The 26,529-nt window shown below is 54.9% G+C and carries 20 protein-coding genes; 10 read left to right on the forward strand and 10 right to left on the reverse strand.

What is annotated here, in order from left to right; all coding sequences use genetic code 11:
- Nucleotides 1-7 precede the first annotated feature (7 nt).
- The 3 genes from BXP70_RS21345 to BXP70_RS21355 all read left to right on the forward strand — a co-directional run bounded on the left by BXP70_RS21345 (nt 8) and on the right by BXP70_RS21355 (nt 4,761).
- Nucleotides 8-1,165: a DUF4249 domain-containing protein gene (locus tag BXP70_RS21345; RefSeq protein WP_086596156.1), complete on the forward strand. Its 1,158-nt coding sequence runs from the start codon at nt 8-10 to the stop codon at nt 1,163-1,165.
- Between the two features lie 13 nt (nt 1,166-1,178).
- Nucleotides 1,179-2,306, forward strand: a complete 1,128-nt coding sequence (locus BXP70_RS21350; RefSeq protein ID WP_086596157.1) for a DUF4249 domain-containing protein — start codon at nt 1,179-1,181, stop codon at nt 2,304-2,306.
- 67 nt (nt 2,307-2,373) lie between these two features.
- Nucleotides 2,374-4,761: a hypothetical protein gene (locus BXP70_RS21355; RefSeq protein WP_143436610.1), complete on the forward strand. Its 2,388-nt coding sequence runs from the start codon at nt 2,374-2,376 to the stop codon at nt 4,759-4,761.
- A gap of 83 nt (nt 4,762-4,844) precedes the next feature.
- Here BXP70_RS21355 and BXP70_RS21360 read toward each other — a convergent pair whose 3' ends face one another.
- The gene (locus BXP70_RS21360) at nt 4,845-7,538 is read right to left on the reverse strand and encodes a T9SS type A sorting domain-containing protein (RefSeq protein WP_143436611.1); all 2,694 of its coding nucleotides are present in this window, start codon (nt 7,536-7,538) and stop codon (nt 4,845-4,847) included.
- On the opposite strand from BXP70_RS21360, the gene polA reads away from it, so the two are divergent.
- The 3 genes from polA to BXP70_RS21375 all read left to right on the forward strand — a co-directional run bounded on the left by polA (nt 7,467) and on the right by BXP70_RS21375 (nt 12,075).
- A complete protein-coding gene (polA, locus tag BXP70_RS21365; RefSeq protein ID WP_086596160.1) occupies nt 7,467-10,328 on the forward strand; it encodes a DNA polymerase I in 2,862 nt (953 codons plus the stop codon). The two genes, BXP70_RS21360 and polA, sit on opposite strands and share 72 nt — an antisense overlap.
- 174 nt (nt 10,329-10,502) lie before the next feature.
- Nucleotides 10,503-10,946, forward strand: a complete 444-nt coding sequence (locus tag BXP70_RS21370) for a DoxX family protein (protein WP_086596161.1) — start codon at nt 10,503-10,505, stop codon at nt 10,944-10,946.
- Nucleotides 10,947-11,034: 88 nt separating this feature from the next.
- On the forward strand, nt 11,035-12,075 hold the full coding sequence (locus BXP70_RS21375) for a YpdA family putative bacillithiol disulfide reductase (protein WP_086596162.1): 1,041 nt from the start codon (nt 11,035-11,037) through the stop codon (nt 12,073-12,075).
- A gap of 66 nt (nt 12,076-12,141) precedes the next feature.
- Here the strand turns inward: BXP70_RS21375 and BXP70_RS21380 are convergent, their stop codons facing one another.
- The 3 genes from BXP70_RS21380 to BXP70_RS21390 form a co-directional block, all read right to left on the reverse strand.
- Nucleotides 12,142-13,521 (reverse strand): SGNH/GDSL hydrolase family protein, encoded by a 1,380-nt coding sequence (locus BXP70_RS21380; protein WP_086596163.1) that lies wholly within the window; start codon nt 13,519-13,521, stop codon nt 12,142-12,144.
- 21 nt (nt 13,522-13,542) lie between these two features.
- On the reverse strand, nt 13,543-14,808 hold the full coding sequence (locus tag BXP70_RS21385) for an OmpP1/FadL family transporter (RefSeq protein WP_086596164.1): 1,266 nt from the start codon (nt 14,806-14,808) through the stop codon (nt 13,543-13,545).
- Nucleotides 14,809-14,965: 157 nt separating this feature from the next.
- Nucleotides 14,966-15,784: a cyanophycinase gene (locus tag BXP70_RS21390; protein ID WP_086596165.1), complete on the reverse strand. Its 819-nt coding sequence runs from the start codon at nt 15,782-15,784 to the stop codon at nt 14,966-14,968.
- A 361-nt stretch (nt 15,785-16,145) separates the two neighbouring features.
- Between BXP70_RS21390 and mgtE the strand changes: the two genes are divergently transcribed.
- Nucleotides 16,146-17,528, forward strand: coding sequence for a magnesium transporter (gene mgtE, locus BXP70_RS21395; protein WP_086596166.1), 1,383 nt, complete (start codon nt 16,146-16,148; stop codon nt 17,526-17,528).
- A 60-nt stretch (nt 17,529-17,588) separates the two neighbouring features.
- Here the strand turns inward: mgtE and BXP70_RS21400 are convergent, their stop codons facing one another.
- A complete protein-coding gene (locus BXP70_RS21400) occupies nt 17,589-18,191 on the reverse strand; it encodes a DUF4142 domain-containing protein (protein WP_086596167.1) in 603 nt (200 codons plus the stop codon).
- 235 nt (nt 18,192-18,426) lie between these two features.
- Here BXP70_RS21400 and BXP70_RS21405 point away from each other — a divergent pair, with 235 nt between their 5' ends.
- The gene (locus BXP70_RS21405) at nt 18,427-19,140 is read left to right on the forward strand and encodes a hypothetical protein (RefSeq protein WP_143436612.1); all 714 of its coding nucleotides are present in this window, start codon (nt 18,427-18,429) and stop codon (nt 19,138-19,140) included.
- Between the two features lie 29 nt (nt 19,141-19,169).
- Here BXP70_RS21405 and arfB read toward each other — a convergent pair whose 3' ends face one another.
- Together arfB and BXP70_RS21415 are read right to left on the reverse strand one after the other, a co-directional pair.
- The gene (gene arfB / locus BXP70_RS21410; protein WP_086596169.1) at nt 19,170-19,574 is read right to left on the reverse strand and encodes an alternative ribosome rescue aminoacyl-tRNA hydrolase ArfB; all 405 of its coding nucleotides are present in this window, start codon (nt 19,572-19,574) and stop codon (nt 19,170-19,172) included.
- A gap of 67 nt (nt 19,575-19,641) precedes the next feature.
- On the reverse strand, nt 19,642-20,079 hold the full coding sequence (locus BXP70_RS21415) for a hypothetical protein (protein WP_086596170.1): 438 nt from the start codon (nt 20,077-20,079) through the stop codon (nt 19,642-19,644).
- A gap of 259 nt (nt 20,080-20,338) precedes the next feature.
- On the opposite strand from BXP70_RS21415, the gene BXP70_RS21420 reads away from it, so the two are divergent.
- Nucleotides 20,339-21,100: a head GIN domain-containing protein gene (locus BXP70_RS21420; protein WP_086596171.1), complete on the forward strand. Its 762-nt coding sequence runs from the start codon at nt 20,339-20,341 to the stop codon at nt 21,098-21,100.
- A 66-nt stretch (nt 21,101-21,166) separates the two neighbouring features.
- On the opposite strand, the gene BXP70_RS21425 is transcribed toward BXP70_RS21420, so the two are convergent.
- Complete coding sequence (locus BXP70_RS21425) at nt 21,167-21,742, reverse strand: hypothetical protein (RefSeq protein ID WP_143436613.1); 576 nt, start codon at nt 21,740-21,742, stop codon at nt 21,167-21,169.
- Between the two features lie 156 nt (nt 21,743-21,898).
- On the opposite strand from BXP70_RS21425, the gene BXP70_RS21430 reads away from it, so the two are divergent.
- Complete coding sequence (locus BXP70_RS21430) at nt 21,899-22,846, forward strand: 3-oxoacyl-ACP synthase III family protein (protein ID WP_086596198.1); 948 nt, start codon at nt 21,899-21,901, stop codon at nt 22,844-22,846.
- 352 nt (nt 22,847-23,198) lie between these two features.
- On the opposite strand, the gene BXP70_RS21435 is transcribed toward BXP70_RS21430, so the two are convergent.
- Both BXP70_RS21435 and BXP70_RS21440 read right to left on the reverse strand, forming a co-directional pair.
- Nucleotides 23,199-23,903: a carbonic anhydrase gene (locus BXP70_RS21435; protein WP_086596173.1), complete on the reverse strand. Its 705-nt coding sequence runs from the start codon at nt 23,901-23,903 to the stop codon at nt 23,199-23,201.
- A 461-nt stretch (nt 23,904-24,364) separates the two neighbouring features.
- On the reverse strand, nt 24,365-26,479 hold the full coding sequence (locus BXP70_RS21440; RefSeq protein ID WP_143436614.1) for an IPT/TIG domain-containing protein: 2,115 nt from the start codon (nt 26,477-26,479) through the stop codon (nt 24,365-24,367).
- Nucleotides 26,480-26,529: the final 50 nt, after the last annotated feature.

Raw genomic sequence — 26,529 nt, forward strand, 5'->3', positions numbered from 1 at the left:
CGGTGAGATGCGCACTATTCTTTCGCTCGTTCGGGTCTCTTTGCTCTGGTGCATCACGCTGTTACTGCCTGGCTGCATCGACGCATACATGCCCGACGTCATTAGTGCTACGAAGCATTATCTGGTGGTCGACGGTTCTATTAACAGCCAGGGCGTCACAACCATTAACCTGTCGCGCACCTATGATATCAGCGCCAAGGGTCTGCCGCCGGTAGAAGTGGCCGCCACCGTGTACATAGAAGAAGAAGGTGGTGCACGCTACCCTTTGCCAGAAAGTACGACCAAAGGCACCTACACCTCAGCTAGCTTAACGCTGAGCCCAACGAAGAACTACCGATTACACATCCGCACAACGGGAGGCAAAGAATACGCCTCCAACTACGTGACCCCGAGGAGCGCTCCGCCCATCGATAACGTTAGCTGGCGCACCACCGATTCGGGGTTGACTATCTACGTTAACAGCCACGACGAGACCAATGCTACCCGCTATTACCGTTGGGCTTTCGAGGAGACATGGGAAATCCGGCCGACGCTCATTGCTAGCGTTGAGTACGTCAATCGGCGTGTGCAAGAATTACAGCCCCCCTACCCACCCGTGTGCTGGGCAACGGAAAAATCGTCAACCATCATTTTAGGTAACACGACCAGCCTAGCCCAAGATGTGGTGTCAGATCAACTACTCCGCTCCTTACCGACCAGTACTGATCGGCTTTTCATTAAGTACAGCATGCTGGTGAAGCAATATGCGCAGAGCCGAGAGGAATACGAATACTGGAGCTTACTGAAGAAGAACACCGAAAGTATTGGAAGCTTGTTCGACCCGTTGCCCGCGCAGTTCACCGGCAATGTGCGCTGCCTCAACGACGACACCGAGCTAGCTCTGGGCTACGTAGGCGCGGGCAGCGTGCAGGAAAAGCGCATTTTTATCAGCCGCACGCAGGTACCACCGGCGTGGCGCTTGAGCACTGGCTACGAAAGCTGCTTCCCGCCGGATACGGTAGAATTAAAAAACGTGCCCAGCACATTCGCCAACCCCGTGATCGTACCGGTAGTGCCTGTTTTTTTCAAACTAGGAGGCCCCCTCAGAGGCTACACCATCGCGACCATCGACTGCGTGGACTGTCGTAAACGTGGCTCGTCCGTACGACCTAGCTTCTGGCAATAACCCCTTCCGTGAAATGCGTATTCTTCTGCCGCTTGTTCGGATTACACTACTCTGGTGCCTAACGCTGCTCCTGCCTAGCTGCGTTGAGCCCTACATGCCCGACGTTATCAGCTCCCCCAAGAGCTATTTGGTGGTCGATGGCTTTATCAACTGCAATGGGGTTACCACGCTAAAACTATCGCGCACTTCTGCCATCAATGAGCCTGGCATTTCTCCGGCTGAAACCAAAGCCACGGTGTACCTTGAGGAAGAAGCAGGGAGCCGCTACCGGCTACAAGAAAAAACTACCGGCACGTACACCTCCGATAACTTACGCCTAAACTCGGCCAAGCGGTATCGTATCCACCTGATTATTACCCCTAGCAAGGAGTATGCTTCTGATTTCGTAACGGCTCAGCTCACGCCCAAAATTGATGATGTAAAGTGGCAATTAGACACGAAGGGCATCAACATTTTTGTCAATACGCATGATCCTACTAACGCCACACGCTATTACCGGTGGGAATGTGAAGAGACTTGGGAAACTCGACCAGTAATAACTTCGGGCATAGAGTACGTCAACAACAAACTGCAGAACAGGCTAATCCCTTATCCGACTGTCTGTTGGGGCAATGAAATATCCACGGACATTAAGCTAGGTAGTACAGCGAGCTTAAGCCAAGATGTTGTTTCTGACTATCTGCTGCGTTCCTATACTTCTACCAACGCCCGCTTCCGGCACAAGTATAGCATTCTGGTTAGGCAACATGCCCAAACCCAAGAGGAGTACAACTACTGGAATCTGCTGAAGAAAAACACCGAGAACATCGGGACGTTATTTGACCCACTCCCCGCCCAAATTACCGGCAACGTTCATTGCCTCAGCGATGATTCTGAGCTTGCTTTCGGGTACATCGGCGCGCACTCGGTAGAGGAGACACGCATTTTCATCACCCGCGCTCAGCTCCCGCTTAGCCTACCGGTATCCACAGGCTATGACGACTGCATCGCCGATACGGTTGTTTCGAGAGACATACCCGGTGTCTTTGGCTTTGCTGGCAACATACCGGTGGCCGTAATCTCGGTAGGGGCTCTTGGAACATCAGTCGAGTGTGTAGATTGTCGGCTGCGTGGCACCACGGTAAAGCCGGCTTATTGGTAATAGCTTCCCGAACCTAGTCAACCCGTTGCATTATATGATTGCCTATCTCAAGTTACCCATCACCGGTATGAGCCATAAGCTTTTGTTGTTACTAGCATTATGGCTATTAGCGGATAGAGCCGCTTATGGGCAAGGGGCATCTGCGGATAGTCTGGCTCGCAAGCTCAACCGCTACCAACAAGCGGCGCTTTCGGAGAAGCTATTCCTGCACCTCGACCGGCCCCTGTATTTGAGTGGCGAGACCATGTGGTTGAAGGCGTATGCAGTAGACGGTACTTCTGGTAAGCCGTTACCCTTGAGCTCGGTTGCCTATGTAGAGGTGCTTGATAAACAGAACCATCCCGTAGTACAAGGTAAAATTCCATTGAAGCAAGCCACCGGGCATGGGTCCTTCTTGCTACCTAGCTCCCTTGCCTCAGGCGTGTACACGGTGCGCGCCTACACTAGCTGGATGCAAAACTTCGGACCTGAGTACTATTACCACCGCTCCGTCACAGTTGTGAATACTACAGCTGCTTCGGGCAGCGTAGCTACCCGAGATACAGCAGGCTACGACGTACAATTCTTCCCAGAGGGCGGCAATCTGGTGCAAGGCCTCAGCAGCAAAGTGGCGTTTAAGATAACAGCGAAGTCGGGCACTGGGGCAGCTGCTACGGGCAAGCTACTTGATCAGAATGGCACCACAGTAGCTAGCTTCCAGACCTTGCGTTTCGGCATGGGTAGCTTCACATTTACGCCTGCGCCAAGCGCTACGTACACAGCCATCCTCACGCTAGGCAACCGTCAGGTAATTAGACGAAAACTGCCCCGGGCGTACGAGCAAGGCTACGTGATGCACCTCGAGAACAGCACCCCTACTTCACTTACCCTAAGTATCAGTGCTACGGCCGGGCAGCCAGAGGAGGTATTCTTGCTCGGGCACTCGCGGCAGCAAGTAGCCGTAGCTACAAAGGCCTTGCTCGCGAATGGTCGCGCAACTTTCACCCTTGAGAAAAAGCAGCTACTCGATGGCGTTTCGCATTTCACCTTATTTAATGCCGAACAAAAGCCGGTCTGCGAACGGTTGTATTTCCAGCCTCCGCACGACAAGCTAGCTATTACGGCTCGCTCAGATAAAAGCCAATATGCCAACCGGGAGAAAGTAAGCGTGGACCTAGCTACTACCGCTTCGGCAAGTCAACATCTCGAAGCGAACCTGTCGATGGCAGTGTACCGGCTCGATTCGCTCAGCACAGCCTCCACTGCCGACATCAACAGCTACTTGTGGCTAGCATCCGACCTGAAGGGCATCATTGAACATCCAGAATATTACTTCACGGCCAACGAACCGGACGCAACCACGGTTGCCGACAACCTGATGCTAACGCAGGGCTGGAGTCGGTTTCGGTGGGAACAGGTGCTAGCAACTACGCCCGTTGCTTTCCCCAATCTACCCGAGTTCAATGGCCCGCTGGTGCGAGCCCGCTTGACGCAAGCCGGCACTAACAAGCCACTGAAAGGCATTCTAACGTATTTGTCGTCGCCGAGCCGCATTATTCGGCTGCAAAATGCGGTGAGCAATGCCGATGGTCTCGTGCAGTTCGAGCTAGGCAACCTGTATGGCTCTCGAGAGATTATGGTGCAAACCAATCCGCAACAGGACAGCACATGCCGCATTGAAGTTTTTAACCCATTCTCGTCGCAGTTTGCGACTACCCTAGGTGAACCTTTCGCGCCGCAGCTTCGCTTCAAGGCAGATTACGCCAAGCGGCACTTTCAAAATCAAGTACAAAACGCCTTTGCTGACAAAGCCAAAAACCGCTACACCGAGCCGCCAGCCGATAGCACATCGTTTTATGGGAAGGCCGATGAAACCTATTTTTTGGATAAGTACACGCGCTTCAAGGTGATGGAAGAAGTCATGCGCGAATACGTACCGGGCGTGATGGTTCGCATTCGCAAAGACGGCTTCCACTTCTTGGTTATCGACCGACCCAACAAGGCCATCTTCGAAGACAATCCAATGGTGTTGCTCGACGGGGTTCCCGTCTTTAACATCAACAAGATCATGGCCATGGATCCGTTGAAGATCCAGAAGCTAGAAGTGATGGCCAGTCGCTATTTCCACGGGTCTGCCGTGTACAGTGGCCTGGTGAGCTACACCACCTACAAAGGCGACCTAGAAGGCTTCAAACTTGACCCGCGGGTACTGGTGCAGCAATACGAAGGGTTGCAGGGCCAGCGCGAGTTTTACGCACCGCGCTACGATACACCCCAAGCCCAGCAAAGTCGCCTGCCCGACTTGCGCAATCTGCTGTACTGGAATCCGGCTATCACAACCAGCACCGCGCCGACTAAGCTAGACTTCTACACCGGCGACCAAGCTGGCCGTTACATAGTAGTACTGCAAGGCCTAGCTTCTAACGGACTGTCTGGTAGTGCTAGCTTCACGTTTGAGGTGAAATCGGCGTTGTAGTGTAGAACTTATTACCATATCTAAACAGTAGCGCCAGCAGGTTGATGCAACTTGCTGGCGCTACTGTTTTAAAGCGTGGGTTGTTACTGCACTACGACCCGGCGCGTCACGGGACCATCGGCGTAGTCGACGCGGAGCAGGTACACGCCGGCAGGCAGATTTTGCACAGGCAAAGCTAGGTCGGTTTTCGTGACGGCATGGCTGATAATAGTCTTACCTAGCCCGTCTAATAGTGCTAGGTGTGTGGGTTTTGCGGCGGCATCTAGGCTCACTTGCAAACTCTCGTGAGCCGGATTGGGCCAAGCTTGCGTATGATCTATGGCTCGATGGCTGCTAACAGCTAGCACGCTGGAAGAAACCAAGCGAACCAATGGGCCTCGATTCTGTCCATTGATTTTGAACGAATAACCACCTAATAGAATAGCGCCATCTGGCTGCAAAGCTAGGCCCGTAGCAGAACCAACCAGTACATCAGCGAAAGAGGCATCATAAGAGCCATCCGCGTTCAAACGTATCAACGAGCCACGGTCCTTACCATCTACCATCACATAACCAAAAGTGCCTGCAACTAGCACCTGACCGTTTGGATAACGTGCTAACTGCGATATTAATCCTTCTATTTTGGGTAGTGCATAGCTGTTATCTACAGATCCATCCGAATTTAGCCGCACTAGGCTGAAGTTCTCACCACTATTCGCTTTCCTAAAATCACCACTAACCAACAACTTACCATCAGGTAGCAGTAGCAGCTTATCCAGATAAAGAGGTCCATAAACAGTAGGGTCTACAACATAGCTGTTATCAAAACTTCCATCTGCATTGAGGCGTGTCAAACCTATGTCTACAGTAGGATTATCGGTTCTATTGATTATATACTGATTATTAGGTAACGCTACGATATGCTTAATATCAAGCCTCACCTTATTCTCCAATTCATTGGCATAAGCAGCATCAACGCTACCATTAGCGAGCAAGTGGTGCAAGGCGCTGGTATAGCCTCCTATGTTCTTAGAAGAACCACCAACCAGAATACTACCATCTGATTGTAAAGCTAACGCACTCACGTTCTCCCTGTCAGTAGAAGTAATAGCACTTGTTAGCACAGTAAAAGAGGCATCGGCGCTACCGTTCGTTAGCAAGCGCGCAACTAAAGGTGATGCATGAGTACCGGCACTCGTGAATTCTCCTCCTACCATGATGCGGCCATCTGAAGAAAGAGCAATTCGCCGTACCTCCCCATTAACCCCTGCTAGTTGAAAGGATTGGTCTAGCGTACCATCTGTATTAAGGCGAGCTAGGTTGCCAGCATCTTGTCCGTTGATTTTCCAGAATTGACCACCAACTATTATTTTTCCATCTGCCTGCTGAACTACCTCATCCAGCTGCCCTGGCTGCATGATAGCCGGATGAAATGTGCTAATCAATTCAGCCTTGTCGTTTACCCGCACCAAGTTCACATTGCGAAGACTACCATAACGGCTAAAGTGACCACCAAGCAGAATTTCGCCATTAGCTAAAATCTTTACAGAGTGCACCCTGCCATTTAGCTGCTTACCAATAGCAAACTGAGCATCAAGCTGCCCATCCGGCAGCAAACGCGTAACGTAGCTGTTGCCGCTTGTTCCACCAAAATCCGCAAAGCAACCACTCAAAATTACTCTACCGCTCGCGTCCACTGCAAGCTCTTCATCATTCTGGTAATCCAGATAAAAGCAGTTGGAGCCGCCAAAAGGATTAAATGAATTATCTACTTGGCCTGTACTAGTCAGGCGTACAATCTGTTGGGTACCATCACTTGTATGAATGACTACAGCATTTGTGCGTGAATCAAGAGCCACAGCTTGGACTCTCTTACCAATTGATGCAGGGTTAAAACTGACATCTAAGGATCCATCCGAGTTTAATCGCACTAGTCCGCTACGGCCTGTATTATTATAATTCTCAAAAGTGCCACAAACCAGAACTTTCCCATCTGGCTGTATGACAACTCCTTGCACGTCAGCAGCTCTTCCGTATGAATCTACAAATCCTTTATTTAATGCTGTGGTAAAAGTCTGGTCGACGCTGCCATTTGCATTAAGGCGTACCAAGCTATTCGCCGCAACTCCATCGTAGCTTGAAAAAAGTCCACCCAACAGAATCTTGCCGTCAGGTTGTACTGTCATAGCGGCTACCGGACCTGCGTAGCCTGCTTGCATTGGTCCACTACCTGGAGTGAAATCTGCTGCCAACGTACCATCAGCATTTAGCTTAGCAAGTGAGCTAAAGGTGCGGCCACCTACCGAAATTCCCCACTGATTTTGTAGTAATATCTGTCCATCGGTTAGCACCCGCATCCTAACAACACTCCCTTTACAGGCTACTGTAGTAGTAAATGCTTCGTCTAGGGTACCATCGGCGTTTAAGCGTGCTAATCCTGTAGCTGGACTGCCGTTTACTTGGGTAAAACCTCCTGCCACTAAGTACTTTCCATCAGGCTGCTGTATAGCATTATAGATCAGACCTGATTGCATCAACTCGATAGGTGCAAACGTCGGGTCAACTGTTTGCGCGTATACTTGTTTTATTCCTGATAAGCTCACTACTAATAAGAAACTCAAGGGTATTAGTTTTTTCATACTCGTTGATTTTTTTAGCTGATTCATAATACCCAACGCAATTTTCCTGCCGTGCAGCAGTAGCTCAATCCGTACTTTCGCCTTCCTATGACCGATACCGCCCAACCCGCTAAAAAGCTCTTTCTCCTCGACGCCTTTGCCCTGATTTACCGTGCCCACTTTGCCTTTAGCAAGAACCCGCGCGTCAACTCTAAGGGCATGAACACGGGCGCCGTGCTTGGCTTCACCAACACGCTCGTGGAGGTGCTGCAAAAGGAAAAGCCGACCCACATTGGGGTAGCTTTTGACGCTCAAAAGAAAACCTTCCGCCACGACAGTTTTGCTGAGTATAAGGCCCAGCGCCAAGCCATGCCTGAGGATATCGGCACGGCTATTCCGTATATCAAGCGCATCATCGAAGCGTTTCACATCCCGATTCTGATGGTGGATGGCTTCGAGGCCGACGACGTCATTGGCACCCTAGCTCAGCGTGCCGAAGCCGAAGGATTCGACGTGTTTATGATGACGCCGGACAAAGACTATTGCCAGCTCGTAACGGACAAGATCAAAATCTACCGGCCGGCGTTTATGGGTAATGCGGCCGAGGTACTGGACAAAGAGCACGTGCTGCAACGCTTCGAGGTGGAGCGCGTGGAGCAGGTGATTGACATCCTAGGTCTGCAAGGCGACGCCGTCGATAACATCCCAGGCATTCCGGGTATTGGCGAGAAAACCGCTAAGACGTTGATCCAGAAGTATGGGTCGGTAGAAAACCTCATTGCCAATGTAGACGAGCTCAAGGGCAAGCAGCAGGAAAACGTGCGCAACTTTGCCGAGCAGGGTTTGCTGAGCAAGGAGCTAGCTACTATCCACGTCAACGTCCCGATCGAGTTTCACGAGGAGAACCTCACCCTGAGCAAACCCGACGAGGAGCTGCTGCGGTCGTTGTTCGACGAGCTAGAATTCCGCCAGTTAGCAGCGCGTGTCCTCAGCGGCGGCGCGCCAGCGGCTTCCTCTGCTGCGCCAGTGGGCCGGGGGGCTCGTCGGCCGAACGTGCCTTCGCAAGGCTCTTTGTTCGACGCGCCGGATGCCGTGGCTATTGCCTCCGAGAACGGCGAGACGGGCCACGAGGGCGCTCCGGCTGGCCCACGCCGCACACTGGCTGATGTGCCGCACCAGTACCACTTGGTAGACACACCCGCCCTGCGCAAGTCATTGCTTGACTACTTACTACAACAGAAGGAAGTTAGCTTCGATACCGAAACCACGGGGCTAGATACCATGACCTCGCGGCTCGTTGGACTAAGCTTCTGCTGGCTTCCCGGCGAGGGCTACTACGTACCCGTACCGCACGACGACCAAGAAGCCGCCCAGGCGTTGGTAGATGAGTTCCGGCCTTTCCTCGAAAAGGAAGGCGTTGTGAAAGTGGGCCAGAACATCAAATACGACCTCACTATCCTGAAGCACTACAACGTGCGGGTGGCCGGGCCGCTATTTGACACCATGCTAGCCCACTACCTGCTGGAGCCCGACATGCGCCATAACATGGATGTGCTGGCCGAAACCTACTTGCATTACACCCCAGTTTCCATTACGGAGCTAATTGGGCCGAAAGGCAAAAACCAAAAGACCATGGCCGACATTCCGCCGGCTGAGGTTTCTGATTACGCTTGCGAAGATGCCGACGTGACCTTACAGCTTAAACATGTATTCGAGCCTCGGTTGCAAGAGCTAGGTTTGCTGAAGCTGCTGAACGAAGTCGAAAACCCTTTGGTGCCCGTGCTGGCTGATGTAGAGTACGAAGGCGTGCGCATCGACTCAGGCGCTATGGGCGAATACTCGGCGGAGCTACAAGGCTACATTACGGAACTGGAGCAGCAAATCTTCACGGCGGCGGGCCAGGAGTTCAACATTGGTTCGCCCAAACAACTCGGCGAAGTGCTGTTTGATAAGCTAGGCCTAGGTGGTGGCAAGATCAAGAAAACCAAAACCGGCCAGTACGCTACCGGCGAGGAAGTACTGAGTGTGCTAGCCGCCGACAACCCCATTGCGGGTCTCATTTTGGAGCACCGCCAGCTCACCAAGCTGCGCAGCACCTACGTGGAAGCATTGCCCCAGCTGGTATGCGCCCTAGACGGACGGGTACACACGTCGTTCAACCAGGCCGTAACGGCCACGGGCCGCCTGAGCAGCACCAACCCCAACCTCCAGAACATTCCCATTCGGACGGAGAAAGGCCGGGAAATTCGCAAAGCCTTCGTGCCGCGCGACGCTGACCACGTGCTCATCGCCGCCGACTACTCCCAAATCGAATTGCGCATCATGGCCGACTTCTCCAAGGATGCGACCATGATTGAGTCCTTCCGCCAGGGCATCGACATTCACAGCAGCACCGCCAGCAAGGTCTTTCATGTGCCGCTCGACAAAGTGGACGGCGAGATGCGCCGCAAAGCCAAAACGGTGAATTTCGGTATCATTTACGGCATCAGCAGCTTTGGTTTGGCCCAGCGCCTAGGTATCTCCCGCAAGGAAGCTACCGAAATTATCGACGCCTACTTCCAGGAGTTTTCGGCCGTGAAGAAGTTCATGGATGAGAGCATCAACCGAGCCCGCGAGCTAGAATACGCCGAAACACTGCTAGGTCGGCGCCGCTACCTGCGCGACATCAACTCACGCAATGCTACGCTGCGCGGCTTCACCGAGCGCAACGCCATCAACGCGCCCATTCAAGGCACCGCCGCCGACATCATCAAGATTGCCATGATCCGCATCCACGATTGGCTGGAAAAGGAAAAGCTAGGCACCAAGATGATCCTGCAAGTGCACGACGAACTGGTGTTCGATGTGCCGAAAGAAGAAGTTGACTTAGTTATTCCGCGCATTCGGGAGCTGATGATCAACGCCTTACCACTCAGTGTACCCATGGAAGTAGAGGCCGGTACCGGCAGCAACTGGCTACAGGCACACTAACAGCGTATGCCGTCAGGCTAGGTAGCGCGGAAGTTCGTTCCGCGACGAGCAACGCGAGTATTCGTACGTCGGAACTCGCGTTGCTCGTCGCAGAACAAACTTCCGCGCTACTTTTTTAGGCATCTTCACTGCGAACAGACCGTATAGCACGGCTTCACCCTACAACAGAATGCCATGCAACACCACACACATACCACGACTTTGCAGAATGTGGCCCGCGGGATAATGGGCACCTTTATGGTCGTAGCCGGTACGGGCCACCTGACGTTTGTCCGGCAGGAGTTTCAGGCTCAGGTTCCTGATTGGATTCCACTGGATAAGGATACCGTTGTGCTGCAATCGGGGGTGGTTGAGGTGGGTTTGGGGCTAGCTTTGCTCTTCTGGAAATCGCGCCGCGTTGAGATGGGCCTAGGATTGGCGGCGTTCTACGCCTTGGTATTCCCCGGCAACTTGCACCAATACACGCACCATATTTCCGCATTCAACCTCGACACCGACGCCAAACGGCTGGGCAGACTCTTCTTTCAGCCAGTGTTGATGGGCTGGGCCTTGTGGTCTACGGGAGCCCTGAAAAGCTTGCGTACCAAGCGCCCCGAAGGCACGAATCACATCTTGTAGCTGTTTCTAAGAGAAGCTAGCTTAGCCCGCCGAGCACAGCAATTGTGCCGGCGGCAAACTCCTAGCTTCCAAATTGGTATTACAGTATATGACGACAGATTCTTCCTTCGATGTAGTGGTAATCGGTGCGGGACCGGTGGGGCTAGCTTGCGCCTTGGAGGTGCAGCGGCAAGGCCTTACCGCCGTAGTGGTCGACAAAGGCGCACTGGTAAACTCCATCATTGGTTATCCCACCAACATGGAGTTTTTCTCGACGCCGGAGCTACTCGAAATTGGGGACCATCCGTTCCCAACGGCTCACTATAAACCCCTACGCGAAGACGGTATCGATTATTACCATCGCGTAGCTCGCGCCGAAAAGCTCAATCTGCGCCTTTATGAGCGGGTGACGGGGCTAGAAGGCGACCTAGGTCATTACGAAGTCATCACGGAGAAGGGCCAGATCAGTTGCCGCTACGTGGTAGTGGCCACGGGTTTCTACGACATACCTAATTATTTGCACGTGCCCGGTGAAGAGCTGCCGCACGTAACGCACTACTACAAAGAACCCTACGCCCACGCCCACCAAGACGTGGTGGTAGTAGGAGCCAAAAATTCGTCGGCGAAGGCCGCTTTGCAGCTCCTACGCACGGGTGCTAGGGTCACGATGATTGTGCGCGGAGAGGAAATCAGTAACTCTGTGAAGTACTGGATTCGGCCCGACTTGCTCAACCGTATCAAAGAGGGTCGCATTAAGGCCTACTTCAATACGACCATTGAGCGCATCACGCCTGAGGCGGTGGAGGTAAGCACGCCAGAGGGCCCGCTTTCCATTCCGGCTACGCACGTGTATGCGCTTACCGGCTACCACCCCGACTTCTCTTTTTTGGCGGCCCTCGGTATCACCTGCCAAACCGACCTAGCCCAAACGCCCACCCACGACGCCGAAACGCTGGAAACTAACCGCGCTGGCGTGTATTTGGCGGGCACCGTGTGCGGTGGCCTGAATACGAGCCGCTGGTTTATCGAGAATGGCCGCTACCACGCGCAGGTTATTGCGGCTCATCTCGCTGGCCAGCCGGCCCCAGCGCTACCGGAAGTACTGCAACCGGTGCAGCTAAGTGTAGCAACACCAGCCGTGCCATCCTAGCTTACTAAAACAAGAAGCCCCTGCTGACGCTCAGCAGGGGCTTCTTGTTTTAGTAAGCTAGGTTTGTTACGGGAACAGCACCGCTTGGTACTCGTCCGGATTCGCGAAGGGAATCGACGACTTATACTTCTCGTTGATCACCCGGATGTACTCATTGGCAATGACGGCGTAACCGCGCGAGGAAAGGTGTATCCCGTCTAGCGAGAACAGATTGCCGGAAATAAAGCTCGTGCTGTTTGCGGTGCCATTGATGGCAAACCCATCTTTAGCAACAGTGGAGAAGAACGCGTTTACGTCAAACAGCGGCACGTTATACTGGCGAGCCGTTTTGTCGATAATCTTGTTTAGCTCCGTGGTGCGGGTCCGTACGGCAGCTAGCTCGTCGGCGTCGAGCACGTACTGGCTCGGCAGCGGGTTCGCCTGAGTAGCGGAATACCCCACGCCCACCGGCAGCGGTACACCCGGCGTAGCAGTGCCAATGACGGAAGAGGCAGTTAGCGTCAGCAAGTCGTTGGCCGTGGCCTCGCGTACTGCGCCGGCGCCCGTACGGATGTACAGGCTAGCCTGCGCTGCGTTAGGCAACGCCGTATTGCCTTTGATGCTAGCAATAGCTGTTGCGACGGGTACGGCCGTGAAATACGGTACATCCGTCACGCTCGGAATATTGGCGATAACACCTTTAACGGTGCCGTTTTTGGTGATGGTACGCACGATGGTACGGTAGCCCTGCCCAAAGCGCGTGGTATCGGTGAGGCCGCTGAACGGATTGCTGGGCGACGCCACACCGCCAGCAGTGGCGTACGTCAGCACGTCGTTGCTACCCAGCCAACACGTGAAGAAGCTAGGCGTAGCCCGCCCGATATAGGTCAGATAATCGACAGTGGGCCGCTCGGCAGCTGGGAGCAAGCGGTTCAAGTAAGGGTTCAGCAAACCGTAAGGCGCCAAGCCGCCCGTCAGAGCGGCCACGCTCGACAGCACCGAAATGCCCGGAATACCTAGGTTATTGGGTTGCGCGCCGGCGTAGGCCGCCAGCTGCCTTTCGCCACTGATCAGTGTTTGCCCAGTATAAGCTAGCTGATACGTACGGGTGTTTCCATTCTGCCCCGGCGACAACAAGATAGGTGAGCCAGTGGCTGTGAAACCCTGAAAATTCAGGTAGCCCGAACCGTCTTTCTGATTATCGGCAAACAATGGCTGCACGAAAGCGCCGCCGCCAGCCTTGGCAAATTGCTTGGACAGAATGTTCGGATACGAGTTCTGAATTCCTTCGTTGAAAAGGCCGCCGCTCTGATAACCAGCCGTGAGCGAGTTACCGACAGCTACGTAATTAGAAAAATCCGCCGTGCCTTTGTCGGCCTGCGGGGCATCAAGATCGGGTTGACAGCCAGTTAGCGCAAGCCCGAGCAGTCCAAGCGCCGCCGAGCTTCTTTTGAGTAACGTATTCATGAGTGGGAAGAAGGCGGGTGGTTAGAAAGTGTAGTTCAGGCCGACACCAGGAATAACAATCCTGGTTTTGTAGGTGCCGGCTACGCGGTCGGTTGTGCCGTTGGAGGCAAGTTCGGCCTGGGTCTGCGTGCGCTTTTTCAGATTGATAAACTGGCCGGAGATGTCGATGCCGAAATGCTCCCCAAACTTGTAGGACGCTCCTAGGTTAAGTCCAAGGCGGTCAGCATCTGGCGTTTCGGGCGTCACAAAGCCATCTTTCACCGGCGAGAAGTCGAAGGAACCACCGGCGCGCACCGTTAGGCCGCTGGTGAGTTGGTACTGCCCACCAAGGCGCAGCGTCACGGCATCTTTGTACTCGCGGCGGGAGTTGCTCGTCGTGGCGCCCCCTACCGGACCGTCGAAGGTGAAGTTCAACGACTTGTACTTGCTCCAGAATACGTAGTTGGCATCTAAGCCGATGGTCAACTTCTCCGTAGGCGTCACACCAATACCTAAGCTCGCGGTGGCTGGGAGCGGCAGCGTAACGTCGAAATGCTTGGCCGTGAAGCGGGAGCTAAGCGAAGCCGGAATATTGGAGAACGATACATCGCCGTTGCTACTCTTCACGTGCGCGTCGATCTGCGAGCGGTAGCTAGCCCCAATGCTGAGCTTGTCGGAAGGCTTGTAGTAGATACCGGCGTTGTAGCCAATCTTGTGGTCGGCAGTACCATCCAGCTCCACGTGCCCGGTGTTGCCCTGCTGATCCTGCACCGGCACATCGCGCTGCAAGTTCACTGAGCCGTACGCCAAAATCACCAGCCCCGCCCCAATGCTGAGCTTGTCGGTAATAGCGTAGCTCACGGTAGGCTGCACAAACACTGACTCCAGGGTGATGTCCGTGAGCGAGTAGCGGCCTTCCCAGCCATCCGCGTATTGGAGTTTGCTGCCGAAAGGCGTGTACACGGCAATACCCGCCCGAAACTTACCCTCCGACGGACCTAGGCCCGCGTATAGATTGAAGGGTGTGACGGTGCTGTTGCGTAGTTCGCGCTGCGATCCGCCGTACTCGGCCCGAAACGCCGACCGCGCCATCGTGGCATTTATGCCTACTTGTACGCCCCGCTCGCGGACCATGGCCAGCGCGCCGGGGTTGTAGAACATGGCTGCCTGATCGAGCGACAGGCCAACACCCACGCCGCCCATACCGTTGTTCTTTTGGCCAGCCAGCGTTACCTGAAAGCCGCCCGCAGAAGCCGCTGTACTTACGAGCAGCGTGCTACCTGCTAGGAGTAAAGATTTGAGATTCATAGAAGGGTAAAAAAGTGGGAATTTGTAGAGAGGGATATGAGCGAAATGTAAGAAAAAAACGGCGAAAGTAGTAGGCGTGCCTAACACTTTCCTACGCAGCAAAGCACTGGCACACCATCCGGTTCTAACAACCTGTTTTTGCTTGGTTCGCGCCGGGCTACTGCGCAGGGTTGTGCACCTGCCGACTGCGCAAATCGAACCGCTGGCCGCTCACCAGCAGGTGCACGCGCAAATCTTGGCCCGAAACCGGCTCGCCGCGCCCAATGCGTCCAAGGTTACTTTCCCGCAGGTGGCTCCCATCAACCACTATCACCACGCCGTCGCCGAACACCTCCACTTCATGCCCCTGCCGAATGATCACGCCGGTTTCCTGACCTAGGCCTAGCCCCAGGCGGATGGGGTGCTGCAACACGGCGTGCGCCAACCGATTAAAGCGGCCGCGCTCCGCAAAGTGCTGATCAATGTACATTTCCGGTAGTAGCCCGAGGCCGTTGGTAGTGCGCAGTCCTCCTTTAGTCAGAGAACGGGCCCCGTGGCCTTCCACTATCATGCAGCTCGGTATCACGGCCGCCCCGGCGCTGGTACCCGCCACAACAAAGTTTTCGTCTTGGCGGTAGCGTTCAAGCAGAATGGCTTGGACTTGGGTTTTGTCCCAAAACTCGGTGATGCGCTCTTGGTCGCCGCCGGTGAAGAAGACGAGGCCAGCCTGCTGGAGCCGCTCTAGGTGCGCGGGTGTATCGGCGGGGTGGCGCTCATCAATGCGCAAGTGGTGCACTTGCTCGCAGCCTAGCTCGCGAAAAGCATTGACGTAAGCTTTGCCCGAGCGGCCTGGTTCGGGGGCCGCCGTTGTCACAATCTCAACGCGAGTTGTGGCGGGGTTGGGCACCATATCGGCTAGCATCGCCAGCATTTCATCATCGTCGCCGCCCCCGAGGGCAACAAGCGTTCCGCGCGCAAGAGTAGACGAGTGAGCCATACGCAACTAAATAGAAGGGGGGCAAAAGTACATGCCGTTTTTTGAGTTGTACGTTATGCTGGCCGAATTACGCTGCCTTGACGACTCACAAGTAACCAATCAGGCTAGCCTACTTTCTGTATCGTGTAGCCCAACAGGCACTTACCTCAGCTACACGGCCGTTGTTAAAAAACTGATCCTTCATCGTTCTGGCTGATTTTTAGTTATAAGCATCGTTCAGCTTTGCCTTGCCTTTCCAAGCACAAGCGTAATTCAGAATTAATACTTCAGAATTCCTGTTTCCCCGCTAGTAAGCCCTACTTTTGCGGGCCTTTTATTCACCAATCTTCCTGCCTAGCGAGAAAAAATCTTCGGCTCTTTCATGAATCAGCAACCGACTACCGAACACATCACGTCCCTGATTCAGGAGGGCGAGTTTTTTAAGCTCAAAGACATTCTCAAAGAATTTGAACCGGCTGAGCTAGTTGCGCTGATTGAGGAGGAAGATGAGCGCGAACAGCTCATTATTTTCCGGCTGCTGCCCCTGCACTTTGCGACCGAGGTGTTCGAGTACCTGAGCCTGGACACACAGCGGTTGTTTATCAACAACTTGTCGCAGGACAAGATAACAGACATCCTCAACGAGATGTCGCCCGACGACCGGACGGCACTACTCGAATTTCTACCCGAGGATTTCGTCAAAGAGCTAATTCAAACGCTTTCCGAGCCGGAGCGCAAGGTAACGCTAGAGCTGCTGGGCTACCCCGAGTCGAGCGTGGGCCGCCTGATGACGCCCGACTACATTGCCATTCGTGAAAACTGGACCGTGCAGCAGGTGCTCGATTACATTCGGCGCCACGGCGGGCAGTCCGAAACGCTCAACGTGCTTTACGTTACGGATGAGCGCGGCGCCCTCGTCGACGACCTAGGTATCCGGGAGATCTTGCTGGCCGACCCTCAGAGCTACGTAAGTGAGCTAATGGACCGCCGCTACGTGTACCTGCAAACCATGCAAGACCAAGAAGAAGCTATTGAAGTGTTTCGCCGCAACAACCGTGTGGCGTTGCCCGTGGTCGGTAGCGAAGGTGTACTGTTTGGCATCGTCACCATCGACGACATCTTGGATATTCGGGAGGAAGAAGACACCGAAGACATCCAGAAGCTAGGAGGTTCGGAAGCCTTAGATGAGCCGTACCTTACCATTTCGCTGCTCAGAATGATTCAGAAGCGGGCGGGCTGGTTGGTTATCCTGTTTTTGGGGGAGATGCTGACGGCTACAGCAATGGGGTTCTTTGAGGGCGAGATTGAGAAGGCCGTAGTGCTAGCCTTGTTTGTGCCCCTCATCATTTCCAGCGGCGGCAATGCGGGCTCCCAGGCTACTTCCCTGATCATTCGGGCCATGTCGCTGGGGGAGCTGACCGTGGGCGAGTGGTGGAAGGTTATGCGCCGCGAGCTGCTATCGGGTTTGTCGCTGGGCGGCATCCTAGGCTTGGTTGGCTTCCTGCGTATCTTGGCGTGGCAACAAGCTGGCTTCTACGATTATGGCCCGCACTGGCTGCTGGTAGGCTTCACCGTCGGCTTGTCGCTGGTAGGGATTGTGTTATGGGGTTCTCTGTCAGGTTCTATGTTGCCCCTGTTCCTCAAAAAGCTAGGCTTCGACCCAGCTACTTCCTCCGCGCCCTTTGTAGCTACGCTAGTTGATGTCACGGGGCTGATCATTTACTTTTCAGTAGCAACTATCTTCTTGAAAGGCACTTTGTTATAAGGCTTTACCGAAGAGCAGCAGCTCTTCAGAGAACTGCTGCTCTTCGGCTAGCTTTCGTGGCTAAGCACCTAGCACGCTTGCTATTTGCTGGGTGATGGCAATGTGTTCTTTGATGGCGACCGAAGCCAACGTGGCAATGTGGCGGCCATGTTTCTCCATCATATTGCTGGCGCTGGGCGCGGCGCTAGCTAGGTAGCCACTAGTGAGCGTATTCAGCTGTTGGTGCGTTTGGATTTGGGCGGCAATGTACGCTTTGTCGAAGGCGGTGCCTTTGGCGGCTTTGAGCTGGTCGAGCATAGCCTGCGATTTGGCATCCATAGCAGGTGGCGTGGTGCCCATGTCTTTCAGGATGCTCATCATGCCCGTCATCTCAGCTAGCTCGAAGCCGGCGAATTGCTTCGCGTACTTATTGGTGGCTTGTGTAGTCGCGACCTGGCTGCTCATCAGCGACATTTGCGCGAGCGGGGCAACGGCAGCCCGGAATTGGGCTTCGGTAGTAATGCTGGCGGCACCCTGCACAAGCAGGCCGTTTTCGTCTTCCTTGAAGGTGAATGATTGTAGAAGCGAAGCTAAGGTCGATAGACCTACGCCGAGCGCCAGGCTCCCCTTCACCGAATTTGTCAGAAATGCCCGCCGTGGCGTAGCTTCGTGTAGTTGATCCATAAGTAGGTGTTTGTAGTTAGGTAAGACATCTTTGCGCGCGTCTTTCTACCAAACGCAGGAAATAAACGTGCAAGCGCCCTGGTTATAACGACGTCATAATGAGAAGGTTAATAGCCGAGCTTACTTCTACTGCCGTAAGCTCAACACTTATTACCCTTTTGCAATCATCTATTTTTCCCTTGCTGATCCACGCAAATCAAGGCATGGATGTACTTTGTGACTTTCCTCGTGTAGTATGAGCAGCAAGACTTGGATAAGCCGCATAGGGCTATTACTTGGGGGTGGATGGGCACTGGTTAGCTGCGCCGTGGTGGGCAACGTTACCCAACTCAACGACGGCTGGTACGACGTGATGCACCTAGGTGGCAACGACACGCTGGAAGCGCGCCTGCGCAATCAGCGCGTGTACGTGCGGCAGCCATCTGATTCGCTGGTCTTTACGCCGTACTCCACGCAGCCAGCGCCTACTTCTATTCGCTATCAGCTGCAGCCCGACCATCACGTCCTGCTCCTCGACCGTCGGCTTGACCTCGACGTATTCACGATTCCGGTGAAAGTACGGCCACCCCGCGCCGGCGTACCCGTTCAGCTGAACAGCAACTTCAACGCGGCGCTATACCTAGGTCGGCGCCTCAACTTCTACTATCTCAGCCGGCAGAATATTACGCCGTGGCAGCAGGCGCCTCGCATCCGGGCAACGGGCATCGGCTACGGTGGCTTCTTGGGGCTAGGCTCTACGCTCATCACCGGCGACGTAACTCGCCAACAAGCTGGCCCTGAGTACGAAGGTCTCGTCTTGCACGCAGGCCTAGCTACGCTCTACGATGCGCACATTTTCAACGTCGGGCTGGCCGCAGGCTTCGACCACCTCATTGGTCCCGATCGGCGCTACTGGATTTACCAGCACCGACCTTGGCTAGGTTTACTCTTCAGTCTGGATTTGAACTGAGAAGAAGCGTCTTCGAGTTGCGCTACCGCCTAGAAATCCAAACGACGATTCGCTTTCTTCTCGCTGTGCTTTTTCTTGGATTGTAGCCGCTCGCGCACGGCTCCTGGGCTAGGTTTGGTGGCTTTGCGGGCCTTCGGCTTATGCAGAGTGCGCTTCAGCAGCAGATGAAATTTCTCTACGGCGGCTTCCTTGTTGCGCAACTGGCTGCGGTCTTCTTGGGCAGTCACGAGCAAATAGCCTTCACCCGTAAGCTGTTTGGCTAGCTTGGTCAGCAAAATTTCCTTTTGCTCCTCCGTGAGTAGCTGTGAGCTAGCTACGTGGAAGCGCAGCTCTACTTTCGACTCCACTTTATTGACGTTCTGTCCGCCAGGGCCACTGCTGCGGGCCGTTTGGAATTGCAGTTCGGGCAGGAAAGTAGACGCAGATGGCAGCATGCAGGAGGGAAACTAACAAGCAAATAATGGTTGAAGATACGCAGCAGCAGGCCTACCCGGACGCGCGTTAGCGCATAGAAATGAATAGTAACCAGCCGAGCAACACCATACGTGCCGTCCAGGCGAGGGTCCGCAGCCAATTCGTGCGCGTGAGGCCATCGATGGCAATGTAGTTGAAGCCACTAGCCACCAAGCGGTTGTGAAAAGGCACCGAAACCAGAAAGGTGACGCTCCAGATAAATACCACCAGCCCCAGGCTCCACCACGCGCTGCTGCCAAGTGCCCGCCCCGCCCATACCAGCAGGCAAGCCAGCAAGGCTTCGGCGATCATGGGCGCCATCACCACCCAACCCATGCGCGCTAGGTGTGCTTTGTGATACGCGTCGAATGCTTGTGGCGCGACTAGCCCAAAGCCCGGGTAGTGCACCAATTGCACCGTCCAGATAACGCCCGTGAGGTACGCGGCCAAAGCGAAGTTGAGCAAGAGTAACAGCGGAAGCGGCATATGTAAGCAGTGGTAGTGTCTTTTTTGCCTACGGGCAAAGCCGCCAAATGATAACTAATGTAAGTGGTGGTGTAACGCGGCCTAGCTCCCGCAGGGCGGCACTCCTTATTGGACGAGCGGTACCGACCCGTGGGGCTAGGTCCGGCCGCTTTGCCGTCTATGTTAATTAGTAGCTGCTAAATAAAAAACCCAGGCAACGGTTGTACCTTCTGCTGCATCTTAGGCTCAACATCGCACTTTAACTCGTTTTAACCTGATTATGAAAACACTACGCCTCCTGCTTCTCGCTCTCTTGCCAGCGCTGCTGCTGCTTCCCTCCTTCCGTTCTGGCCGACTTGCATCGCGCGAGGTCCGACAGGTCAGTGCTTTCACGGAGCTCAAACTCGCGGGTTCGCCCAAAGTGATACTGCGCCAAGGAAGTCCGCAGAAAGTGGAACTAGAGGGCGACCCCGCCGACCTAGCTCGCGTGGAAACCAACGTCAGCAACGGTCAACTGCGCATTGGCATCAAAAACAACGACGGCCACGGCAGCAGCGATTCCGATGGCGGTTTGCTCAGCCGGGTACTGAACAGCTCCAATAACGTGAACATAGGCCCCATTACCGTCTACGTAACCATGCCCGAAATCAAGGCCCTGAGCGTGAGCGGCTCGGGCAGCATCAAGGCGGCGGAAGCCATTAAGGCAACTACGCTGGACCTCGCGGTGAGCGGCTCGGGCAACCTAAGCCTAGCACAATTGCAAAGCACTGCTGTTTCGTCGGCAGTATCGGGTTCGGGCTCTATCACGGTGGTAGGTGCGGCTCCGCGCCACGACGTACGGATCAGCGGCTCGGGCAACGTGCAGTCGGCCGATTTGCGCGCAGAGGCTAGCAAAGTATCCATTAGCGGCTCCGGCAACTGCCAGGTGAATGCCACCAAAACCCTCGACGCGCGCATTGCCGGTTCAGGCAGCATCTACGTGACCGGTAACCCCCAGATCAACAGCTCCATCGCCGGCAGCGGCCGAGTGCACCGTAGCTAGGCACTGGTACTCAAGCTCTTTAATGTAATAAATGCCCTACGCAGATGACTGCGTAGGGCGTTCTATTTAAAAGTCAAACAAGCCTTTGCGGGAAGAATTCTTGTCTTTCTTTTTCCGCTTGCTCTTCTTGTCGTCGCCGAAAACCCGGTCGAACAGGCCGGTATTTTTTTCTTTGATAAGCACGTAACGGATTGAGAAAGCCGTGGGCACCCGGAACCAGTCTTCGCTGTGCCCAATTTCAACGCTGGGCTTCACATCGAGGGATAGGTCGATAGGCAGGAACGCTACTTTGTATTCCAAACCGAGGATGCCGTCGAGGCCGCCAAAGCCGCCGTGGTTTTTCTCCGTGCCTAGGTGGCCGCCGGCGCCAGCGTAGTAGTTGAGGCTACGCCCGAGCAGCCCGAAATGGTGTTCGGCGAGCACCGTGATGCTAGCCTCGCGGTTGCGGATAATGCCAATGCCTTCGAGCGTCCCTTTGGAATAAATCCGCTGCTGCACCGTGACGCCAAAGTTGTCTTTGCCAAGGCGCACCCCGGCGGCCGTGATGTATTTTTGAGCCTCAGCATGTTGAGCACCTAGGCTCAGCACACCCATTAGGGCACTTACCACAACCAACCGAGCAGACGGTAATCGAAACATCATAATCTTGTAACCAACGAAACGAACTCCACCATACGGGCCACGTTTCAACGTAAAATAGTTGCGCAAAGTACGAGCATAGCCCCGATATTGCGGCTTTTGCGGTAACAACAGCGTACCTTGCAGCCGCTTTTTTTCGCTGATTCACTTTTCTGCTCTGTGTATATCCACCAAGTGGCGGCCTACTTGCCCGCCGCCGTCGTTACTAACGAACACTTCACCCGCCTCAATGGCTTGTCCCACGAGTGGATCATCGAGCGTACCGGCATTCGGGAACGGCGTAAAGCCGCCCCTGGCGAAAATACCAACACGATGGCAGTGGAGGCCACCACGCGGGTGCTAGCAGCCGCGACCGACCTAGCCGCCACCGATATCGACCTCATTGTGGGCGGTACCTACACTCCGCACGACACCATCTTCACGATGGCGCATGCCGTGCAGCACGCAGTGGGCGTGACGGATATTCCGGTGGTGAGCGTGTCGTCGGCTTGCTCATCGCTGCTAAATGCCATCGAGATTGTGGAAGGCTACTTTGCCCTAGGCAAGGCGCGCAACGCGTTGGTTGTTGTATCAGAGCACAATACTGCTTACAACAACGAAGGCGATACGGTAGCGGGCCACTTGTGGGGTGATGGCGCCGCAGCGCTGCTGATCACGAAAGAGCGACTCGCGCCCACCGATTTGCGTATGGTTGACCTCCTAACGGGCGGCGCGGCACCAGTGGGCAAGGCAAATACGGCTGTTACGCTGAAGCCCGTCGAGCGCGGCATTGTGATGCCCTTCGGCAAGGACGTTTTCATTCACGCCTGCCAGTATATGGCCCGCGTTACGAAGGAAATCCTAGAGCGCAATCAGCTCGGCGTAGATGACGTGACTTACCTAATTCCTCACCAGGCTAACCTACGAATCACGAAAAACGTGGTGCAGCAGCTAGGTTTACCCGAAGAACGGGCCGTCTCTAACATCGACTACCTAGGTAACACCGGCTGCGCTGGGGCTGCCATTGGCCTAGCCGACACGTGGCACCAGCTTCAGCCTGGCAACCACGTAGTTATTACCGTTTTCGGGGGCGGCTACTCCTATGGGGCCATGCTGCTGGAGCGGTAAGAAACCAAAGTCACTCACTGACTTCTGTTGCGACCTACCCTCCTGCGTGAAGTACCCGAATTAGCTGAGCCTTACTTCCGATAAACTACTGATGAGACAGCCTTTACCAGGCTGTCTCAACTCGACTAATGCTTAAGTCAGAAGGCCAGCCTAACTTCGGTTAGGCTGGCCTTCTGACGTTCTATACAGGGTAAGACGATGGTGTAGCGAGTCTGCTGCCCCATCCAGCAGCAAAGCCAGCGCCGGAAATCAGCTAGGATACCTAGCTCTATATCAGACCGGCGTTGAGGAAATGGAAGTACATACTAGAGAGGAAGCCGAACCGTCTTCCTCTTTCTTCAGCAGGCTACTATTACAACGCAGGGCCTTTCGGCGCTTGGCTAATGGCCTCAGCAGGCGTCTCTTTCCCCGGTGCAGATACCTCGTCGCTGAGGTCATAAATCTGCTGAATGTCACGCAGAATGTGCTCAAAATCAAGTTCTAAGTCCTTGAGCAAGCCGGTTTTCAGGTCGAATACCCAGCCGTGCACAACGGGTAGTTGACGGCGCAGGTATTGCTGTTGCACCACCGCAGACTTGATCACGTTGACACACTGCTCCTGCACGTTGAGCTCCACCAGGCGGTCGTAGCGGGCGCTCGAGTCGGCAATGGCATCCAGTTCTAGGTGGTGCAAGCGGTACACATCACGAATGTTGCGTAGCCAGGGATTCAGCAAACCTAGATCCTTGGCCTGCATAGCAGCCTTGACGCCGCCACAACCATAGTGCCCACACACGACGATGTGCTTGACCTGCAAGTGGCCCACAGCATACTCGAGCACGGAGAGGGCATTCAGATCGTTGTTGACCACTAAGTTGGCGATGTTGCGGTGCACAAACACCTGGCCCGGAGCCACCCCCATCAACTCCTCGGCCGTCACGCGGCTGTCGCTACAGCCGATGTAGAGGTAATCGGGAGCTTGGTCGGCAGCGAGTTGGTTCAAGAACTCAGGTCCAATGGCAGCCTTTTCGGCCACCCAACGTCGGTTATTCTCGAAAATCTGTTGGTAGGTGAGCATGGCAAGCGCAGAACTAGTGAAAAAAGAAAGAAAAATAGCTAAGCGGCTAAAATCTTGAGTAGACAGACAATGCTACGCAAGTAACAACGTGGAAACAAAACCGCGTCAAAGAATTTTGGTCCTTTGTACGAGCGAGGTGGTACTTTTTAGAACCAGCCTTTACGGATTTTATTAAACCGGGATCTGCTACTTCTACGCCTACTTCAAAAGAAGGGTATTCGTCGGTGCTACATCCCTCATATGCTCCACCTGAATAGCTGGTAGGTAATCAGCGTAGTCACCCTCTGTATGGATGGGGCCAAATAGTTTTCACGAGCACCACGACTCCATCCGAAGCAACCTCATGGTGGCAGTATTATCGTATTAGCCGACCGAAGCGTTGTGCTTACAATGGTCTACAGCCTAGCTTTTCCATTACCCGATTCAATGTTAATTGCAAAGTGCTGGGTGCAGTATGAAGGCTATTCGTTCAGCTTCACGAAGCGCGTGGTACCTGCGCGGCCATTGCTGTCGCGCCAACGCACGAGGTACAGCCCGGCCCGTAAGTTATTGAGGGCTACAGAAAGCTGGTTGAGCCCGGCGCCATAAGGCAACGCATACCCGTTGTGGTAGCGCCCAATAGTGTCGTAGAAATACAAGGTAAGATTACCCGTGCCGGTGCCCGTGTACCACAAGCGTAAGGTTTCTTCAGTGAGCGGGTTCGGATACAGCTGCAAGTCGGTAGCTAGGCTAGCATCATCGCTGACAGCTAGGGGAGCTACGTAGTCGAGGCTGCCATCGGGGCGGCGCAGGGCTAGGCGGTAGTAGCTTAGGCCGGGCAGGGGTTGCGCATCGCGGTAGGTATAGGCACTGGTGGTAGCGCCGGCCGGCAGCGTCGTGAGCGTTTGCCAGGAAGTAGTATCGGCGGAGCGCTGCACCACGAAAGCTTGCGCAGTTTGCAAGAAGCATTCATCGCGGGTGTTCCAGGTAAGCTGCACGCCTGCCCCACCTAGCCCGGTGGCTGTGGCGGTAGTCAAGGGCGCAGGCAGCATGGGCACGGGGTTACAAACGGGCCTCACAAAGCTGCGCGTACGCAGCATCAACCGGCCGCCCGCAATGTCGCTATTGGTACTGATCGCGCGGCTGTTGGTGCCCGAGGCAATGGCGTAGTGCATCACGGCGGTAGGCAAAATCAGGTGACTCAGCTGCTGCGCGTGCCCTAGCTCGTGCACGGCCACCGACTCAAAGTCGAATTGCAGCACGTTCGCGCGAGTGGGCCCAAACTGCCAAGTGCGGCCATCATCAAACTGCGTGTCGATTTCCTTCACCCAGAAGACCACCGAACCATCAGCGGTGCGGCAGCCGCTGTAGTAGCTGGTGGTGCGCCCTAGCACGTCAGCGGGCAACTCGGCCCCACTGTCGAAACCCACTGTGTTTTCGCCGTCGTTGGCCACGTCCGTTTTTGTGCGGGCGGCACCTACTACCCAGTTCACACCCGTTTGACAACGCCACGTTGCCAGGGCACGCTGCCACGCTGTGTTGGCGGCCGTGTTGGCCGAAAAGCCTGGGTCAAACTGAAAGGTGTAGCCGCCCGCGTTGTTGGCATTGATGTGCCCCGGCCGATACAGCTGGTTATCTTGGTCGGCTTGCACGTTGGTGAGGGCATACAGAATAGTAACGGCCGTGGTACTCACAGCCTGCGTCGCGTCGCTAGCTGTTACGCGTACCACACCGGTGCCGGCCGGCTTACCCGTGCTGCTGTAGGAGGGCACCCGTACCCGGATCTGCGTATCCGTCCAGCTCACATAGTCCGCATCCAAGGGCTTGATGTAGGTCCGGCCGCCATCGTCAGCGTTCCGAAACTCGACAAACCCCGTTCCTCGCGCCGCCCCAAACCCGGAGCCCGTGATGGTCAGCACAGCCCCCGTGCCGGCAGAAAGGCTGGTCGGGCTTAGGCTGCTGATGAGGGCCGTCGTACCGCGGTGAGCAACAGGCGGCGCTGCCCGTTGGGCCACGGCCGTGCTTAGCCTGGCATTAGGCGCTATTTCCCGCACGGCTTGCCCAGTTGCGTTGCTCAAAGTATTATAAAAGTTAGCATCGACGAGCGGATACTCGCGAAATGGCTCGGTGGCCGTAGCGGAGGCTAGGTCGTAGCGAATGAAGCCTTGCTCGCTCCCGTACGCCGTCCAGACTGCACCAGCCGACTCCACACCGGCAAACGAGGCTGGGAACAGAAACAATATGCCTTGCTCGGTGGGTGCTAACCGGAGCGTGTTGGTGCTTTGCTCCAGGTCGAGGTCTACTTGCCCGCCCTCGGTCAGCACGGTAAGTTCGACGGGTGCATTGCCTTTGAAAGACTTGTAGACACGTACCCGGTGGGCCGTGTAGATGCGGCGGTGCGCGCTGTCCCAAAAGCTGCGCGCGTCGAGTACCTCGCCCTCCACCACCAAGCTAGCTTTCTGCGCCCGCTCGGCTGGGTCCATCGGCACCATCGAGCAGTGGATCTCCGTCGGTGGAGCAGGTGTTTGTGCCTTCGATAGCGCATTGAAAATCAAGACAAACCCCAGACTCAACTGACCAATTGTTAAAATCTTCATATATAAAACGGGCGGGCGGAAAATAGGCAAACAAGATACAACGTTTGGAG

It is taken from the genome of Hymenobacter crusticola (assembly GCF_002154225.1).
In the GTDB taxonomy this organism is placed as follows: domain Bacteria; phylum Bacteroidota; class Bacteroidia; order Cytophagales; family Hymenobacteraceae; genus Hymenobacter; species Hymenobacter crusticola.